The sequence below is a fragment of the Enterococcus raffinosus genome (assembly GCF_001886185.1).
Taxonomy (GTDB): Bacteria; Bacillota; Bacilli; order Lactobacillales; family Enterococcaceae; genus Enterococcus_A; species Enterococcus_A raffinosus.
Window position 1 is genome coordinate 24,857 of the sequence record NZ_JXLA01000013.1, and the last position, 17,205, is coordinate 42,061.

Here is a 17,205-nt window from a genome sequence, read left to right on the forward strand (position 1 = left end):
CTGAGAAATGGCAAGTTAAAGTCGTAGACTAGTTATCCTCTTTTTTAACAAATAAAAACCGCCATTTATGATGACGGTTTTTAATATTTTTTTTCCTTTGCTTTTTTCTTGTGACGTTGACGATTAATCACAAATGAGATACTTGGATCTGACGGTTGACGCATTGCATAAGATTCTAATTGATTCACTTGATGACGATAATTATTAGCTGCAAAGTTAGATATTTCTTCGCTACCTTCATACTTATCAATAATTTTTCTTTCTAAATAAAAACCGCGAATTAGTTCTTTAGCATAGATTGGATCTTGTTGAATTAAATACGTTCCAAATAATCCATGACCGCTAACTTGGTGCATTAAATTTTTTCGTTCATCAACGAAAAAATCAATTAAATCTTCATCATACACATCACGCAAGTTTTCCAAGCTGTCAAGTATAGCTTCACTATTTCGAATAAAGATTTTTCTAAGATTAGAAATATCTTCGTTATCAACCGTTTCTTTCCGTTTTTGTCGACGTTGCCAGAACATTTTCGGGTGCATGATGACACGAATAATTCGACGAACAAAGATTAACCAAAAACTAAGCAAGGACAACATTTGCTTCGTAACAGATTCAGATACATTTGAAATAAATCGTGAATATAAACGATAAGCACCGGAATCAATCTGATGTCTCCTAAAACTTTCATCGAGACCATCTCGTTCAACCGAAATAATTAATGCTTGAATTTCTTGAAATTCTTGTTGCGCACTCTCGGGCATTGAATTGTTAAAAACCATTTGGATGCGGCCTTGATAATTTGCGATCACTGCTAGCAGCGCAAAACGTTCCTTTTCACTCAATTTTTTATTGTCTAGATCCTCATACAGTTCACTAATAACCTCTCTAAGAATCAACATTAATTTAGGATCAGTCGGCGGAACCACTTCCCCTTCAGATAGAATTGGTAACAAGATCATACCGATAATCAGCGTCAAGAATGTCACGCATGCAGTAATAAACAGTAATAGCGAGCGCTCTGGAAACTCTAATCCGTTAATTGTTGTCGGTAAAATAAAAATCGTCGCTATACTAACTGTTCCCTTAACGCCCCCGAAGGTTAACAATAAGCGATCTCTTAACTGTTCATGACTCTTTTTCCATCCTTGTGTCACAATATAAAAGCCGCTAACGAACAGAAACCGTAAAACAAATAGAAGAGCTGTAAGTAATAAAACGATGCCTAGGAGATGAATGTTTGAATAATTACGACTATTCCATACGGGTGAAAAGACTTGTGAAAGCTCAATGCCTAAAAAGATAAAAACTAGCGCATTCAACATAAAACTGATTGTACTCCAGGAACTCTCGGTTACATTCGAAAGCTGTGCTTCAAAAAGCGTCACACGACGAAAACCAGTCGCTTGTAAAACACCTGTAACAACCGCAGCAATAATTCCAGAAGCATGGAATAGCTCAGCAATAAAATAAGCCGCAAACGGTAAAATCAGCTCAATTAGCAAATAAGCTGATACATCTTGAGCGGAAATTCGTTCAATAATTTTTATAATTTCATTCTTTATCCAAATAATCAATAGACCAACCAGTACTCCGACGATACTTGATTCAAGTAAAGAGATAGAAGCATCAGTCGCAGAAAATTGACCGGTTAATAAAGCAGCTACTGCAAACTGAAAGGCTGTAACACCTGTGGCATCATTAATTAACCCTTCCCCTTCTAAAACATGCATTACTGATTCTGGGATGTTTAAACGTTTCGCCAGCGAGCTAACTGCTACCGCATCTGTTGGACCTAAAGAGGCGCCAAAAGCTAAACAGGCAGCGATCGGTATCGCTGGCAAAATACTATGCAGAACGAAGCCCAAACCAAATAGCGTAAAAATCACTCCGCCAAAGGCTAATAACAAGATCAATCCAAAATGTTTTAAAATCGATGGAATATCTGCTGTCTCTCCTTCACGAAAAAGCAAAGGAGCAATGATCATTACAAGAAAAACTTCCGGTTCAAAATGGATAGAACTACCTACTTCGGTAAATCCAAGAATGATGCCGGTGATGATTTGGATCATGAAGATCGGAAACGACGGAAAAACTTTTGCTAAAACATTCGATAAGGTAATGGCAATGGCTAAAATAATAATAATCTCAATTAGGCCCATTCACTCACCTCTTGGAACAATTTTCTTTCGCCTTAAATAATAATTTTAAAAATTCTCTTTTCTTACTAATAATTCGATCTTCCAATTCAGATAGTTCTTTTGACTCACCATCCAATGAAAGTTGAGCACGTTTTGTTTCCATACGTAGCAAATCGTGCTTCATTCGTTCTAATTTACGAGAAGTTAAGACATTGATTCTTTTTATTTTTTGTTTAACGGCTTTGCGTTCTTCAGGGCTCAAATTTTCAAATTCTTTATGGAGAGCCTTCATCCGTTCTTCAAATTCCGTAGTCATTTTAGACGTTGCCTCCTTGAAAAATATCCAGCAAAAGGATTCATTACAAACTGCATACACTTTAACAGGATTTGACCAATAATGCAAAAAAGAACCCGAAAAATTTTCCAGGTTCTAACTAATTTATTCTTTATTTAAGTCGCGAATCATTTGATCAATCTTAGAACCATATTCAACTGATTCATCCAACTCAAAAAACAGCTCCGGTGTTTTGTAAATTGATAATGCATGACCTAATTCTCGACGAACTAACCCACTTGCCTTATTCAATCCTTCTTGTGCTTTTTCTTTATCTGACGCTTTATCAGATAATAAGCTATAATAAATCGTCGCTTGCTGCAGGTCGCCAGTAACGTGAACATCCGTGATATTTACTTCTTGCACACGCGGATCACGAACTTTTTTTCGTAAGATGTCATTGACTTCTTTTAAAATCTCTTGAGCGAGACGACGATCGCGATAATTTGGCATATCGACTGCCTCCTTGTTCATACTAGTAGATTAATTTTTAATCATTCCGCCATGCGTTAAGAGTACATAGCGGAACGAATAATTATTATTTAGGCTTGATTTCTTCCATAATAAAACCTTCGATAACGTCGTCAACTTTAATATCATTGAAGTTTTCGATCATGGCACCACATTCGTAACCCATCTTAACTTCCTTCACATCGTCTTTGAAACGTTTCAAGCTAGCAAGTTTGCCTTCAAGAATAACGATTCCGTCACGAATGATACGCACACCGCTGTCACGTTGGATAGAACCTTCGTTAACGTAACATCCAGCGATAGTACCAACTTTAGAAACTTTATAGGTTTCACGAACAGTCATTTGACCAGTAATTTTTTCCTCGTATTCTGGATCAAGCAAACCTTTCATCGCCGTTTCGATTTCTTCGATTGCTTTATAGATAATACGGTGTAAACGAATATCTACTTCTTCTGTTGATGCTTGTTGTTTTGCTTGCGGTGTAGGACGAACGTTAAATCCAATGATAATCGCGTTACTTGCCGCTGCTAAAGTAACATCACTTTCATTGATTGCTCCAACTGCGGAATGGACAATTTTCACACGTACGCCTTCAACATCAATTTTTTTCAATGATGCTGCTAATGCTTCAGCTGAACCTTGTACATCTGCCTTGATAATGACATTGACTTCTTTCAATTCTCCTTCTTTAAGAGATTCAAATAAGTTATCTAATGTCACACGGGCACTAGCACTGCGATGCTCAAGCAACGCGCGTTTCGCACGTTCTTCCCCAGCAGCGCGAGCTGTTTTTTCATCATCGAAGATTGCAAAACGATCTCCTGCTTGAGGAACATCATTTAATCCAGTAATTTCTACTGGTGTTGCTGGTCCGGCCGCTTTTTCTCGGCGGCCAATATCATTTGTCATTACACGAACACGGCCATAGGTATTTCCGACAACGATTGGATCTCCGACTCTCATTGTACCTTGCTGAACCAATAAGGTTGCGACTGGTCCTTTTCCTTTATCTAAACGAGCTTCAATGACTGTTCCGATTCCGTGTTGCGTTGGATCTGCTTTTAAGTCTTCCACTTCTGCAACCAGTAGAATCATTTCTAATAATTCATCGATATTTTGGTTGAATTTCGCTGAGATTTCAACAAAAATCGTATCGCCGCCCCAAGCCTCTGGAATCAGTTCATATTCGCTCAATTCTTGCATTACATGCTGCGGGTTAGCACCAGGTTTATCAATCTTGTTCACGGCTACGATAATTGGTACTTTCGCTGCCTTCGCATGGTTGATTGCTTCAATTGTTTGAGGCATCACACCATCATCAGCAGCCACTACTAAAATCGTAATATCCGTGATACTTGCTCCACGGGCACGCATGCTTGTGAAGGCAGCATGTCCTGGTGTGTCTAAGAAAGTGATTGGCTTGCCATCAATATCAATTTGATAAGCACCAATATGCTGAGTGATTCCTCCTGCTTCACCACTTGTTACACGTGAGTGACGCAAAGTATCTAACAATGTTGTTTTACCATGGTCAACGTGTCCCATGATCGTAACTACTGGCGGACGAGAAACAAGGTTTTCTTCATTAGCTTCTTCCACATCGAAGAAACGGTCGATATCAGCGATATCAATTGTCACTTTTTCCTGTGGTTCGATTCCGTAATCAGTTGCCAACAGTTCAATTGTATCTTTATCTAATGGTTGGTTTTGGTTGACCATTACCCCCATCATGAACAACTTCTTGATGATTTCAGCAGGCTCGCGATGAATCTTCTTAGCGATATCTGCAACATTCATACCCTCTGTATATTCCAAGATTTCTGGCAACTCACGGAATTTACGTGGTGGTACAGCAGGTTTTTGGCTTTGTTGATGCTTGCCCTTTTTCCCTTTTTTGTTGAATTTGTTTTTGTTACGATTTTGATTGCCACCAAAGTTATTGTTGCGGTTTTGATTACCGTAATTATTTTTATTACGATTTTGATTGCCGCCTTGTGTAGATGAACCGCCTTGGTTCGAGCGTTGCACATTGCCTGCACCACCTTGTGCTGGACGTTGGCCCTGGTTTTGGCGTTGTGCGTTATTCGGGCCACCTTGCGCTGGACGTTGTCCCTGATTTTGGCGTTGTGCATTATTCGCACCACCCTGTGCTGGACGCTGTCCTTGGTTTTGGCGTTGTGTGTTATTCGCACCGCCTTGTGCTGGACGTTGTCCTTGGTTTTGGCGTTGTGCGTTATTCGAGCCACCTTGCGCTGGACGTTGTCCTTGGTTTTGGCGTTGTGTATTATTCGTGCTTCCTTGATTTGGACGTTGTCCTTGGTTTGAACGATTTGCGTTCGCTGAGTTGTTCTGTCTATTGTTTTGTGTCAAGTCTTTATTTCCTTTTCTATTCTGGAAATTTGGGTTATTCTTCGAGCTCTTTCCATGGAATTTTGGTTTTTCGTGCTGGTTAGCTGATGGTTTTGCTTGAGTAGTTTGTTTCGTTTTGCTAGAAAAAGCTTGTTTCAATTTTAATTCATCATCTCCGGACAATGAACCCATATGATTATTAACGTCAATCCCTAGGGTTTGTGCTTTTTCCACAACATCCTTACTTGATTGATTCACTTCTTTGGCAAATTCGTATACTCTCTTTTTTCCCATGCAATCACCTTCCTAACCTGTTATTAACGTCATAATTTTGTTGGCGAATCCTTGGTCTAAAACCCCTATTACTTTTCTCGGTTTGCCAATCGCGCCTAAAATCTCTCCTTGAGTAAATTCGACAAAACATGCCGCTTGATAATACTTACTTTTATCTGATAGTTTCTTTTGAGTGTTTTCACTCGCATCAGTAGTAACAATCACGAGACTCACTTTATGCTTACGAATTTCGTTGATTGTCAATTCTTCTCCTGTGATCAGTTTGCCTGCACGCATAGCAAGGCCTAACATGTTCAAGGCCTTTTTTTTATTCATTGCCGAAGAGCTCTTTTCTGGCTTTTTGGTGCTTCACATAATCTAATAGTTCTTGATAAAATTCATCGCTTAGTTCCACATCCAACGTACGATCTAAAATACGCTTTTCCCAGGCTGCTTCAACTTCTGCCGGCTCAAGAGCCACATAGGCTCCACGCCCTGGCTTTTTACCAGAAGGATCAATTGAAACCTCGCCTTCTTTTGACTTAGCAATGCGAATCAATTCTTTTTTAGGAAACATTTCACCGGAAACTACCGATTTACGCAAAGGAACTTTTCTTTTTTTCATTTGCTGTCCTCCTATTGAATTATTGATCCGTTTGATCTGAAGCAATGTTTTCTTCATCTTCAATCATATTGTCAATTGTTACTTCTGCTTCTGTTTCAATGTCTTCTACTTCCGTTTCAACCGCATCTGCTTCAGAGGTGATTTCTTCAACCTCGGACACAATATCTTCTACTTCCGATTCGTCATAGGTTTCATAAAACTCTTCCATGTCCGATTCAGATTTGATATCAATCTTGTGAGCAGTTAGTTTAGCGGCAAGACGCGCATTTTGCCCCCGTTTACCGATAGCTAATGACAGCTGATAATCCGGTACAACAACCGTGCAAACTTTTGGATTATCAATATCAAAGATAACATCTTCCACTTGTGCTGGATTTAAAGAGTTTGCGATAAATACCGCTGGATCTTCATCCCACTCAACGATATCCATGTTTTCACCTTTTAACTCATTTACAATTGCTTGTACCCGTTGTCCTTTTGGCCCCACACAGGTTCCTACTGGATCAATGTTCGGGTCGGTTGAACGAACAGCCACTTTCGCACGATCACCAGCTTCGCGAGCAATGCTGACGATTTCAACAATACCATCGTAGACTTCAGGGATTTCTTGTTCAAACAAACGACGTAATAAATCTGGATGACTTCGGCTTACGAAAACTTGAGGTCCTTTTGAAGTGTTTTCTACTCGAGAGACATATACTTTAATACGGTCATGTGGTTTGTAATGTTCATTAGGCATTTGATCTTGTTTTGAAAGAACTGCTTCGATCTTACCTAAGTTGACATAGATGTAACGATTGTCCTGACGCTCAACCACGCCTTGCATAATGTCTTTTTCATAAGCACTATATTCATTGTAGATGATACTACGTTCTGCTTCACGAACACGTTGCAAAATAACCTGTTTTGCTGTTTGTGCAGCAATTCGACCAAAATCTTTTGGTGTTACCTCAAATCGAATCGTATCACCGATTTCATAGGCTGGATTGATTTCCATTGCATCCTTTAAAGATACTTCTAATTGTGAGTCCATAACTTCTTCCGTTACTTCTTTCACGGCATATACATGGATGTCGCCTTTTTTTTCATTGAATTCGACTTCAACATTTTGTGACTGGCCATAATGACGTTTGTAGGCAGAAACTAAAGCCGCCTCCAATGCCTCGATCACGATTTCCTTCGAAACACCTTTTTCTGCTTCTAGAGTATCCAACGCATTCAGCATTTCTTTACTCATTCTAACTTTCCTCCTAGTTCATATTAACGAATCTATCCTTCAAAGTAAAAAGAAGTTGTACTTTTGTCACATGCTTCAATCTACTAATAGAAAAATAGGTTTGACATCATTTACTTAAAATTCGATTGCATAACGAGCTTTCGCAATATTTTTACGATCAAAGACCATGTCCTTGGTGCGTGTTTTGATTTTTACCGTTAGCGTCAACTCATCTTCAGTTAGCTCTTTCAAAAAGCCTTGATATTGTTTTTCGCCATCGATATTTTGGTACAATGAAACATTAATGTATTGACCCATCGCTTTTTGATAATCCGCCTCTTTTTTCAATGGACGTTCGGCCCCTGGAGAAGACACTTCTAGAAAATATGCTTGCGGAATCGGATCTGGGTCGATCGAATCCAATTTATCACTGAGTTTTTCACTGACAAAGGCACACTCTTCAATATCAATGCCGCCTTCTTTATCAATAAACACTCTTAAAAACCAGCTTTTCCCTTCTTTGACGAATTCCACTTCGACAAGTTCAAAATTTTGCTCGTCTAAGATCGGTGTTACTAAGTCAGTCACTGTTTCGACTACACTGCTCAAACTGTCAGCCTCCTTTAATCCATTAAAAAGAGTGAGCGAAAAATCCGCTCACTCACCATCAATCTATGATTACATTGTTATATTAGCACAAATCTATTGAAAATTCAACCTTATCATTTTCATAATAGGAGTTCCTTTCATTTTTAGGTTGAATTTATCTTTTTCTTTACATATCAAAAAGTGAAAGTTGGTTTTCATCTGGTAAGTCTTTTAGGACACCGTGAGTATCCATATATTCAATCAATGTCTTAGATACCTTTCCTCGAGAAGCTAAATCTTCCTTCGACAAAAAGATTCCGTCTTTTCGTGCTTCAACAATTTGTTTCGCTACGTTCAAACCAAGTCCAGGAACTGCACGGAAAGGAGCGATTAGCGTATCTCCGTCAATGACAAAATCTTGAGCATCTGATTTATATAAATCAATCATTCCAAAATGGAAGTCACGCTCTAGCATTTCATTACACAACTCTAATACCGTTAACTGATTTTTCTCTTTTGTTGAAGCGTCCATTCCCTTATCTGTAATAGCCTTCATAGCTGCTTTCACAGCATCTTTCCCTTTTGCCATTGCTACTAAATCAAAATCATCGGCACGCACCGAAAAATACGCACAGTAATAAAGGATAGGAAAATAAACCTTAAAGTAAGCTACTCGCAACGCCATCAACACATAAGCTGCCGCATGGGCTTTAGGGAACATATACTTAATTTTAGAACAAGAATCAATATACCAATCGGGAACATTGTTTTCTTTCATCGCGGTTAAATAGGTTTCACGTAAGTCATCGTCAATTTTGTTCCATTGCCCTTTACGAACAGTCTCCATAATTTTGAAGGCCATTCCGCTATCCAATCCAGCGTGGATTAAGTAAACCATGATATCATCTCGACAACCAATTACTTCAGCCAAATTGGCTTCTCCACGACTAATCAACTCTTCTGCATTTCCTAACCATACATCAGTACCATGGGATAAACCGGAAATTTGAAGTAACTCAGCAAATGTCGTTGGACCAGTTTCTTCTAACATCCCTCGAACAAAACGTGTACCAAATTCAGGGATTCCTAACGTCCCTGTTTTAGAATATATCTGATCTGGCTCTACGCCTAATACTTGAGGTCCTGCAAAGATTTTCATTACCTCTGGATCATCTGTTGGAATCGTTTTGGGATCGACTCCCGATAATTCTTGCAACATCCGAATCACTGTTGGGTCATCATGACCAAGAATATCGAGCTTTAACACATTATCATGAATTGAATGGAAATCGAAGTGTGTCGTTTTCCACTCAGAGTTTTGATCATCAGCTGGATATTGAATCGGAGTAAAATCATAAACATCCATATAATCAGGGATAACAATGATGCCTCCAGGATGCTGTCCGGTGGTCCGCTTAACTCCCGTCGCACCTTTAGCTAATCGATCCACTTCTGCATTACGAAAATGCAAATTGTGGTCTCGCTCATATCCTTTAACAAATCCATACGCTGTTTTATCAGCGACCGTACCAATCGTCCCTGCTCGATAAACATAATCCTCACCAAATAACACCTTAGTATAATTATGTGCTTCTGCTTGATAATCACCAGAAAAGTTCAAATCAATATCTGGTACCTTGTCTCCATGGAAACCCAAGAAGGTCTCAAACGGAATATCATGACCATCTTTATTCAAACGTGTACCACATTTTGGACAAGCTTTTTCTGGCAAATCAAAACCTGAACCATAAGAGCCATCTTCAAAGAATTCTGAGTACTGACACTCAGGACAATAATAATGTGGTGGCAATGGATTAACCTCAGTGATCCCGGTCATAGTAGCAACAAAACTTGATCCTACCGAACCACGTGAACCAACTAAATAGCCATCAGCATTACTTTTATGCACTAGTTTTTGAGAAATTAGGTAGATTACTGAAAAACCATTTCCGATAATGGAAGTCAATTCTTTTTCTAAACGTTTTTCGATAATATCTGGTAAAGGGTCACCATACAATTCTCGTGCACGATCGTAACTTAATTTTTTGATTTCTTCTTCAGAACCTGGAATTTTCGGCGTGTATAAATCGTCTTTCACTGGAATAATCTCTTCACAGCTATCCACGATTGAATTCGGGCCATCAACAACAATCTCTTTAGCCAACTCAGGTCCTAAGAAGCTAAAAGCCTGCAGCATTTCATCTGTTGTCCGAAAATGTACATCTGGCAAACTATGACGGTTCAATGGATTCGCACCACCCATTGAACTAATCAAAATTTTTCGGTAAATAGCATCTTCTTTATTCAAATAATGAACATCCCCAGTAGCAACCACCGTTTTATTCAAATCTTTTCCGATTTTAATTAAGTTCCGCAAAATGTCCTCTAAATCAGACTCATTCTTCACTAGTTCCTGTTCAATTAGTGGCGCATAGACAGCTTTTGGCATTACTTCAATATAATCATAAAAGGCTGCGCGATTTTTCGCTTCCTCAACACCCTTTTGCATCATCGCTTCAAAGATTTCTCCTTGAGAACAAGCAGAACCTATTAAAAGATTTTCCCGTAGCTTATTCAACTGGGAACGAGGGATTCGAGGAACTCGTTCGAAATATTCTACATTTGACATCGAGATTAGTTTAAATAAATCTTTCAGACCTGCCTGGTTTTTTGCTAAAATCGTAGCGTGAAATGGGCGTGCTCTTTTATATGAGTCTCCTTCACCGACATGATCGTTCAACTGATCATGATAATTCATTTCATGCTTTTCGATTGCTTCCTTAACAAAAATCCATGCTAAGTGTCCTGTCGCTTCTGCATCATAAACCGCCCGGTGATGTTGCTCTAAATTAACACCAAATTTTTTCGTTAAGACACCTAAACCAAACCGCTTAAATTCTGGATACAAGAAACGAGCCAGTTCCAAAGTATCAATCACTGGATTTGGTGTTTCTGGCATTCCGTGACGAACATACGTTGTATTAATGAATCCAATATCGAACGTTGCGTTATGGGCCACCAAAATCGACCCTTCACAGAATGTTTCGAATAATTCCATGACTTCCTTTTCTGGTTTTGAGCCGCGAACCATTTCATCGGTAATTCCAGTTAAATTAATTGTTGTTTCTGACAGTGGATGTCCTGGATCAATGAATTCCTCAAAAGTATCAATCACATTTCCTTTATGCATCTTAACTGCTGCCAACTCAATAATCGTATCATAGACAGCTGATAGCCCTGTTGTTTCCACGTCAAAAACAACATAAGTAGCATCCGTTAACGATTCGTGAGCATCGTTGTAAGCAATCGGAACACCATCAGAAACGACATTTGCTTCAACCCCATAAAGAATTTTTACACCAGCTTTTTTACCGGCCGCATGGGCATCAGGAAACGACTGCGCGCCACCATGATCTGTAATAGCAATCGCTTTATGGCCCCATTTCCCTGCTTGTGCGACTAGTTCGCTAGCACTGTTTATTGCATCCATCGTGCTCATATTAGTATGCAAGTGTAGTTCTGAACGCTTCTCTGTTGCTGTATCTTGACGTTCTGGATGTTTGACTTCTTGAATATCTTGCGCATTCATGACAAGATCACGCATGAAGGTATCCTCTTGGACGCTCCCTCGGACACGAATCCAACTATTATTTGCTATCGCTTCAAAAATGGCCTCATCCTTTTCTCCATTGGAGAATTTCTTCACGACGAAGGAAGATGTATAATCGGTCATTTTCAAAATCAAAATTTTCCGTTTTGATCGCAACTCCCGAACTTCTTTATCGAAAATAAAGCCCTCAATAGTGATTCTGCGTTCTTCTTCAATTATATTTCCCATAGGTGTAATGGATTCATCTGCTGGAATATTTCGTCCCATTTGAATAGGTCCGTCAAAATGAGCAGCATTTTCTTTTTGCTCTTTTTTCTTCGATTCATACTGCGCTAAACTTGCTGCAGCTTGTTCTTGCATTGCTTGGGCTTGCGCTTGCTTGCGAACTTCGAATTCCTGCAATTTTTTATCTGCTTGCGCTTTGTCCACTTCTGGATCAATCCTCAAGTGTGGAAAACCGTATGAAACCAGATTTTCTTCAATAAGAGGAAGATACTGTTGCTTCAGAAATGGAATAACCGTCTCGTTGTCAATCAATAAGACAATACGTTTACCTTGGATTATTGGTAACGGCTTACTTAAGACTTGTTTGACCAAAGGTGTATCACATTCTTGTTCACTCAATGCCAATTGCCAATAATTTTGAAGAAGCTCTTCTTCAAATTGATTCTCTTCTGGGATGATATGTAATTTCACCTTTGCAATAGATTGAAAGGCAAGTTGTAGCTTTTGATGAAACGCATAAAATAATTTTGCCGGTAATATTTTCGGTGTTTGAATAAAAAATTCCCAAACTCGCGATTTCTCATGAACAACAACTTCCTTGATCTCAGATTCTTGAATCATTGGGTGTTGCTGTTCTTTCTCGGCCAATTCAATTTGTCGTAATAAATTTTCGAACATTTCACGATTCTTAGACAAAAAGACATCTCCTTCACTTTTTCAAGTATGTTCCAGTATACCTGTTTTTTTTTATGATTGCATTAGAAAAAGGATCGAAAAAATTTCGATCCTTTCATTTTAAAAGAAGAAACGCTGAATGTCATTCCATGTAACCAATATCATCAAAAGCATGATAAATCCAAATCCAATCATGGTAATCATACCTTCTTTGTCTGGATCAAGTGGTTTTCCACGAACACCCTCAATAAAATTCAGCAATATTTTACCACCATCAAAAGCCGGAATAGGAAGTAAATTAACAATACCCAAATTAACGGATAATAACGCCATTAGGTAGATGACTGTTTTAACTCCTGCACGCGATGCTTCGGCCGACATTTGATACATCATCACCGGTCCACCCAGCTTATCTAAACTAAACCCAGTAAACAGTGACCCTAAGGCCCCGAAAATTCTTTTAACCATATCCCATGATTGAGTTAAACCACCAATCACTTTATCTCCAAAGCCTGTCTTCATGTAAGGTGTTACACCAATTTGTCCTACTTTTTCACCATTACTTTTCACACTCTTTGGTGTCATTTGCATTGTTTTTTCTTTACCATCATGTTCTGCTATGATAGTTAATTCTTTTCCGGGTTTCTTAGTAACTGTATTAGTTAGATCATCCCAAGTGGAAATCTTTTTTCCATCTACTGAAAGAATTGTATCATGATCTTTAAGACCCGCAGCCGCTGCTGGACTACCAGCTTGTACAGTCCCAATTTGATTTGTATCGTAATTTGCTACTCCACCTTGCAGAAATGCTAAAGCAATAAACAATAGAACCGTTAATATAAAATTATTCATCGGACCAGCAAAATTTGTCAAGATTCGCGAACCCAACTTGGCGGATTGAAACTGGACATCACGCGGAGCAATTCGGACTTCTGTTCCGCTCTCTTCAATCACCGTCGCATCATGCTGAACCTTATAAGTCGTCTCTTGACTTTCATCACCATTCACGTATCCTTTGATAACAAGCTCATCCACTAAGTCGGCCGAAATCAACTCCATTGGAATACTATTTGGTAACTGGATTTTCTTACTGGTATTGATTCGATGAACCTCATTTTTAGAAGTTAATTCCACAGACAATGGCATTCCTGGGCTCAGTTCTGTTTCTTCATCTTCTAATCCTGCCATTCGTACATACCCGCCAATCGGCAATAATCGCAAAGTATAAGTAGTTCCATCTTTTCCCATATGAGCAATTAGTTTAGGCCCCATGCCAATCGAAAATTCACGAACCAAAATCCCTGCACGTTTTGCAAAGAAAAAATGTCCAAACTCATGAACGATTACAAGAACCCCAAATACAATTAAAAACGTAATAATCGTACGCATAATTTTCCTACCTTCAATTAGTTTCTTAGAATTAGTTTATCATAGTCTCGAAAGAATATATTCCTTTACCGATCATTTCATAGAAAATTTAAAAAAGTCTCCTATATAAATTCAATCTTTCCTCTGAAGTGTTTCTCTCTCTTATCTCCGAAAAAAAAAAAGAGCTATTGCGCTCTTTTAAAAAACACCTAATAAATGCATCATTGGAAAAACAAACAACATACTATCGAAGCGATCAAGAATGCCACCATGTCCTGGCAAAATTTTTCCTGAATCCTTCACACCATAATGGCGCTTAATTGCTGATTCTACCAAATCCCCAAATTGACCGACAACTGAAAAGATGATTGTGAAAATGACCATCGTCACTAAATTATGTTGAAATACATTAGGTTGAACCAAAATGAAGACAACTGCAACTACTATCGCACTGGCAATACCGCCCAGCGCTCCTTCAATCGTCTTGTTTGGTGAGATGTCTGGCCATAATTTATGCTTTCCGACTTGTCGCCCTACCATATAAGCACCAATATCTGTGGCCCATACAACAAAGAAGGCAAAAAGTAAGATCGCCAATCCATCTGCTCGTGCTGTTACTAAATTTTGAAATCCAACACCAACATATAAACTAGCAACAACAGGAAAACCTGCTTCATCAATAGTGTAGGTGTTCTTGGATACAACCGAGAATCCTAAAATGATCATAACTGTCAAATAGAATAATAGAAAATTACTATTATTTCCGCTTAAAAAAGGCATCCAGCGTTCTGCTGGTAAGACTAAAAATACCGCACCTAGAATAGATAAGACACCTTCAAAACTTAAAATCGCAAGTCCCTTCATACGGAACAACTCATATACACCAATTCCTGCTAATACTGCTGCCGCTAGCTCCACTGCAATTCCACCGACATAAAGAATCGGAATAAAAATCGCTAAAGCAACAACAGCGGTAATAACTCGCTGTCTCATTTTTTATCCTCCTTGTTCAAACCGCCGAAGCGCCGATTTCTTTGTTGGAAAGAAGCAATAGCTGCTTCTAAATGATCACCATCAAAATCTGGCCATAAGGCTTTTGTAAAATAAAGCTCACTATAGGCTAACTGCCAAAGTAAAAAATTGCTAATTCGTTCTTCGCCGCTAGTCCGAACAACTAGCTCAGGATCTCTCAGTTCTTTTGGTAGAAATCCTGTCATCAAGTGATCACCGACAATCTCATCATTGATCGCTTCGATTGAAAGCTCATCCTCTTTAACCTCTTGAGCCATTTGTTTGATGGCAGTAATAATCTCAGCCCGGCTCCCGTAATTTAACGCGAAATTCAAAACAAGTCCATCGTTTTTCGATGTTTGCTCGATTGCACGTTTTACCGCATCTTGCGTATGTGCAGGCAAATACTCCTCATATCCCATAACATGAACTTGCACATTTTCTTCAATCAACTCTGGTACAAAAGTATCAAAAAAATCAACTGGCAGCTGCATTAAAAATTTGACTTCATCCTCTGGACGCTTCCAGTTTTCAGTTGAGAACGCATATAGCGTTAATACTTTTATTCCTAAACGATTTGCATGTTTCGTGATTTTTTTGACTGTCTCCATGCCTTCTTTATGTCCGGCGATTCTTGGTAAACGACGATTTTGCGCCCAACGTCCATTTCCATCCATAATAATCGCAACATGCTTAGGTACAGAACCTTCAGGATCAAAGACGAATTGCGCATCCTCTGGTGTATATTTTTCTTTTTGTGGAAAAAATCGCAATACCATGTTTTCCCCTCCTTTATTTAAGATAACAAATTAAAAATACTTCTAGAAAGTCATCTGCCATTATAACAATAAAATGAGCTTATTCCTACGAAAAATGAATACCTTTAGGCTTTTTCAATGATTTTATCAGTTGAATTGAGGGATAAACACAACAAAAAAACCTAGAGAAATTTCTCCAGGCTTTGATTAACTTAAACCTCTAATAATTCTTTTTCTTTCTCAGAAACAATTGAATCAATGGCCTTGATATTTTCATCGGTTAACGTTTGGATGTCCTTTTCCATGTTACGTAGATCATCTTCTGTCAAATCGCCATTTTTTTGTTGTTTCTTGTAATCGTCCATCGCATCGCGACGAATGTTACGTACAGCAATTTTTGCGCCTTCTGATTCTTTCTTTACTTCTTTTGCCAATTCTTTACGACGTTCTTCAGTTAATTGAGGAATGACCAATCGAATAACGTTTCCGTCATTTGCTGGATTTAATCCAATATCGCTTGCTAAAATTGCTTTTTCTACATCATTAATCATATTTTTATCAAACGGTGTAACCATTAATACACGTGCTTCAGGAATAGTAATTGAAGCCATTTGGTTAACGGGTGTAGGTACTCCATAGTAATCTACCACAATGCGATCAAGTAAACTCGCATTTGCACGACCAGCACGAATTTGCCCTAATTGACGTTGTAGAGCTTCCTGTGCCTTTTTCATTTTGTCTTTTGCTTCGTTCATTACTGCATCTGCCATTTTATTTCCCCCTTACAGTTGTTCCGATGTTTTCACCGAGTACGACACGTTTAATATTTCCTGGTTCATTTAAATTAAAGACAACAAGTGGAATATCATTGTCCATACTTAATGAGCTTGCAGTTGAATCCATGACTTGCAATCCCTTAGCGATTACATCTAAATGAGTCAATTCTTCATACTTCACAGCATTTTCATCAAGTTTTGGATCTGCCGAATAAACACCATCGACATTGTTTTTAGCCATCAAAATCACGTCTGCATTTACTTCTGCTGCTCTCAAAGCCGCCGTTGTATCCGTTGAGAAGTATGGATTTCCCGTTCCACCTGCAAAAATAACGATTCGTCCCTTTTCGAGGTGACGTTCTGCTTTGCGACGAATGTATGGTTCAGCGATTTGACGCATTTCGATTGATGTTTGAACGCGCGTCGGTACATCAATATTTTCTAATGCATCCTGTAAAGCTAACGCATTCATCACCGTTGCCAACATCCCCATATAATCTGCTTGTGCGCGTTCCATGCCCATTTGAGCACCGATTTGTCCACGCCAAATATTTCCACCGCCAACAATTATCGCCATTTCGATTCCTAAATCATGGACTTCTTTAATTTCTTCCACGATCTCTGAGATCACAGGTGGATTAATACCGAATTTTTCGTCGCCAGCTAGGGCTTCTCCACTGAGTTTCAATACTACACGTTTATACTTTGGTTCATTCATCTCAATACCTCCACTGTCACTCTATTGATATTTTAGCATACTCTGTCTTTGAAGCGAGCCAAATTT

Annotated in this window: 14 protein-coding genes; all 14 read right to left on the reverse strand. The window is 38.8% G+C overall.

Annotation, left to right across the window (positions count from 1 at the left end):
• Window positions 1-80 precede the first annotated feature (80 nt).
• On the reverse strand, window positions 81-2,162 hold the full coding sequence (locus tag RV13_RS08645) for a cation:proton antiporter (protein ID WP_010746075.1): 2,082 nt from the start codon (window positions 2,160-2,162) through the stop codon (window positions 81-83).
• A 4-nt stretch (window positions 2,163-2,166) separates the two neighbouring features.
• Window positions 2,167-2,457 carry a hypothetical protein gene (locus RV13_RS08650; RefSeq protein ID WP_010746074.1) on the reverse strand — a complete coding sequence of 97 codons (291 nt, stop codon included), beginning with the start codon at window positions 2,455-2,457 and terminating at the stop codon, window positions 2,167-2,169.
• 123 nt (window positions 2,458-2,580) lie between these two features.
• Window positions 2,581-2,928: a 30S ribosome-binding factor RbfA gene (gene rbfA / locus RV13_RS08655; protein ID WP_010746073.1), complete on the reverse strand. Its 348-nt coding sequence runs from the start codon at window positions 2,926-2,928 to the stop codon at window positions 2,581-2,583.
• 85 nt (window positions 2,929-3,013) lie between these two features.
• Window positions 3,014-5,590 (reverse strand): translation initiation factor IF-2, encoded by a 2,577-nt coding sequence (gene infB, locus RV13_RS08660; RefSeq protein ID WP_028020700.1) that lies wholly within the window; start codon window positions 5,588-5,590, stop codon window positions 3,014-3,016.
• Between the two features lie 12 nt (window positions 5,591-5,602).
• Complete coding sequence (locus RV13_RS08665) at window positions 5,603-5,905, reverse strand: L7Ae/L30e/S12e/Gadd45 family ribosomal protein (protein WP_010746070.1); 303 nt, start codon at window positions 5,903-5,905, stop codon at window positions 5,603-5,605.
• A complete protein-coding gene (gene rnpM, locus RV13_RS08670; protein ID WP_010746069.1) occupies window positions 5,898-6,194 on the reverse strand; it encodes an RNase P modulator RnpM in 297 nt (98 codons plus the stop codon). The genes RV13_RS08665 and rnpM overlap by 8 nt, the downstream gene beginning before the upstream one ends.
• A 19-nt stretch (window positions 6,195-6,213) precedes the next feature.
• Complete coding sequence (gene nusA, locus RV13_RS08675) at window positions 6,214-7,431, reverse strand: transcription termination factor NusA (RefSeq protein ID WP_010746068.1); 1,218 nt, start codon at window positions 7,429-7,431, stop codon at window positions 6,214-6,216.
• A gap of 114 nt (window positions 7,432-7,545) precedes the next feature.
• Window positions 7,546-8,019 (reverse strand): ribosome maturation factor RimP, encoded by a 474-nt coding sequence (rimP, locus tag RV13_RS08680; protein ID WP_010746067.1) that lies wholly within the window; start codon window positions 8,017-8,019, stop codon window positions 7,546-7,548.
• Between the two features lie 166 nt (window positions 8,020-8,185).
• Window positions 8,186-12,511: a PolC-type DNA polymerase III gene (locus RV13_RS08685; RefSeq protein ID WP_141759747.1), complete on the reverse strand. Its 4,326-nt coding sequence runs from the start codon at window positions 12,509-12,511 to the stop codon at window positions 8,186-8,188.
• Window positions 12,512-12,628: 117 nt separating this feature from the next.
• Window positions 12,629-13,897 (reverse strand): RIP metalloprotease RseP, encoded by a 1,269-nt coding sequence (gene rseP, locus RV13_RS08690; RefSeq protein ID WP_010746065.1) that lies wholly within the window; start codon window positions 13,895-13,897, stop codon window positions 12,629-12,631.
• 177 nt (window positions 13,898-14,074) lie between these two features.
• Window positions 14,075-14,869 (reverse strand): phosphatidate cytidylyltransferase, encoded by a 795-nt coding sequence (locus tag RV13_RS08695; protein WP_010746064.1) that lies wholly within the window; start codon window positions 14,867-14,869, stop codon window positions 14,075-14,077.
• Entirely contained in the window at window positions 14,866-15,666 is an 801-nt protein-coding gene (gene uppS, locus RV13_RS08700; RefSeq protein WP_010746063.1) for an undecaprenyl pyrophosphate synthase, read from the reverse strand. The genes RV13_RS08695 and uppS overlap by 4 nt, the downstream gene beginning before the upstream one ends.
• 191 nt (window positions 15,667-15,857) lie before the next feature.
• On the reverse strand, window positions 15,858-16,415 hold the full coding sequence (frr, locus tag RV13_RS08705) for a ribosome recycling factor (RefSeq protein WP_010746062.1): 558 nt from the start codon (window positions 16,413-16,415) through the stop codon (window positions 15,858-15,860).
• A gap of 1 nt (window position 16,416) precedes the next feature.
• A complete protein-coding gene (gene pyrH / locus RV13_RS08710; RefSeq protein ID WP_010746061.1) occupies window positions 16,417-17,139 on the reverse strand; it encodes a UMP kinase in 723 nt (240 codons plus the stop codon).
• Window positions 17,140-17,205 lie beyond the last annotated feature (66 nt).

Excerpts from the sequence above, each read along its gene's own strand:
- frr (WP_010746062.1), bottom strand. The coding sequence starts at position 16,415 with ATGGCAGATGCAGTAATGAACGAAGCAAAAGACAAAATGAAAAAGGCA.
- uppS (WP_010746063.1), bottom strand. The coding sequence starts at position 15,666 with ATGGTATTGCGATTTTTTCCACAAAAAGAAAAATATACACCAGAGGAT.
- RV13_RS08685 (WP_141759747.1), bottom strand. The coding sequence starts at position 12,511 with ATGTTCGAAAATTTATTACGACAAATTGAATTGGCCGAGAAAGAACAG.
- rnpM (WP_010746069.1), bottom strand. The coding sequence starts at position 6,194 with ATGAAAAAAAGAAAAGTTCCTTTGCGTAAATCGGTAGTTTCCGGTGAA.
- rseP (WP_010746065.1), bottom strand. The coding sequence starts at position 13,897 with ATGCGTACGATTATTACGTTTTTAATTGTATTTGGGGTTCTTGTAATC.
- RV13_RS08650 (WP_010746074.1), bottom strand. The coding sequence starts at position 2,457 with ATGACTACGGAATTTGAAGAACGGATGAAGGCTCTCCATAAAGAATTT.
- rbfA (WP_010746073.1), bottom strand. The coding sequence starts at position 2,928 with ATGCCAAATTATCGCGATCGTCGTCTCGCTCAAGAGATTTTAAAAGAA.
- pyrH (WP_010746061.1), bottom strand. The coding sequence starts at position 17,139 with ATGAATGAACCAAAGTATAAACGTGTAGTATTGAAACTCAGTGGAGAA.
- nusA (WP_010746068.1), bottom strand. The coding sequence starts at position 7,431 with ATGAGTAAAGAAATGCTGAATGCGTTGGATACTCTAGAAGCAGAAAAA.
- infB (WP_028020700.1), bottom strand. The coding sequence starts at position 5,590 with ATGGGAAAAAAGAGAGTATACGAATTTGCCAAAGAAGTGAATCAATCA.
- RV13_RS08695 (WP_010746064.1), bottom strand. The coding sequence starts at position 14,869 with ATGAGACAGCGAGTTATTACCGCTGTTGTTGCTTTAGCGATTTTTATT.
- RV13_RS08665 (WP_010746070.1), bottom strand. The coding sequence starts at position 5,905 with ATGAATAAAAAAAAGGCCTTGAACATGTTAGGCCTTGCTATGCGTGCA.
- RV13_RS08645 (WP_010746075.1), bottom strand. The coding sequence starts at position 2,162 with ATGGGCCTAATTGAGATTATTATTATTTTAGCCATTGCCATTACCTTA.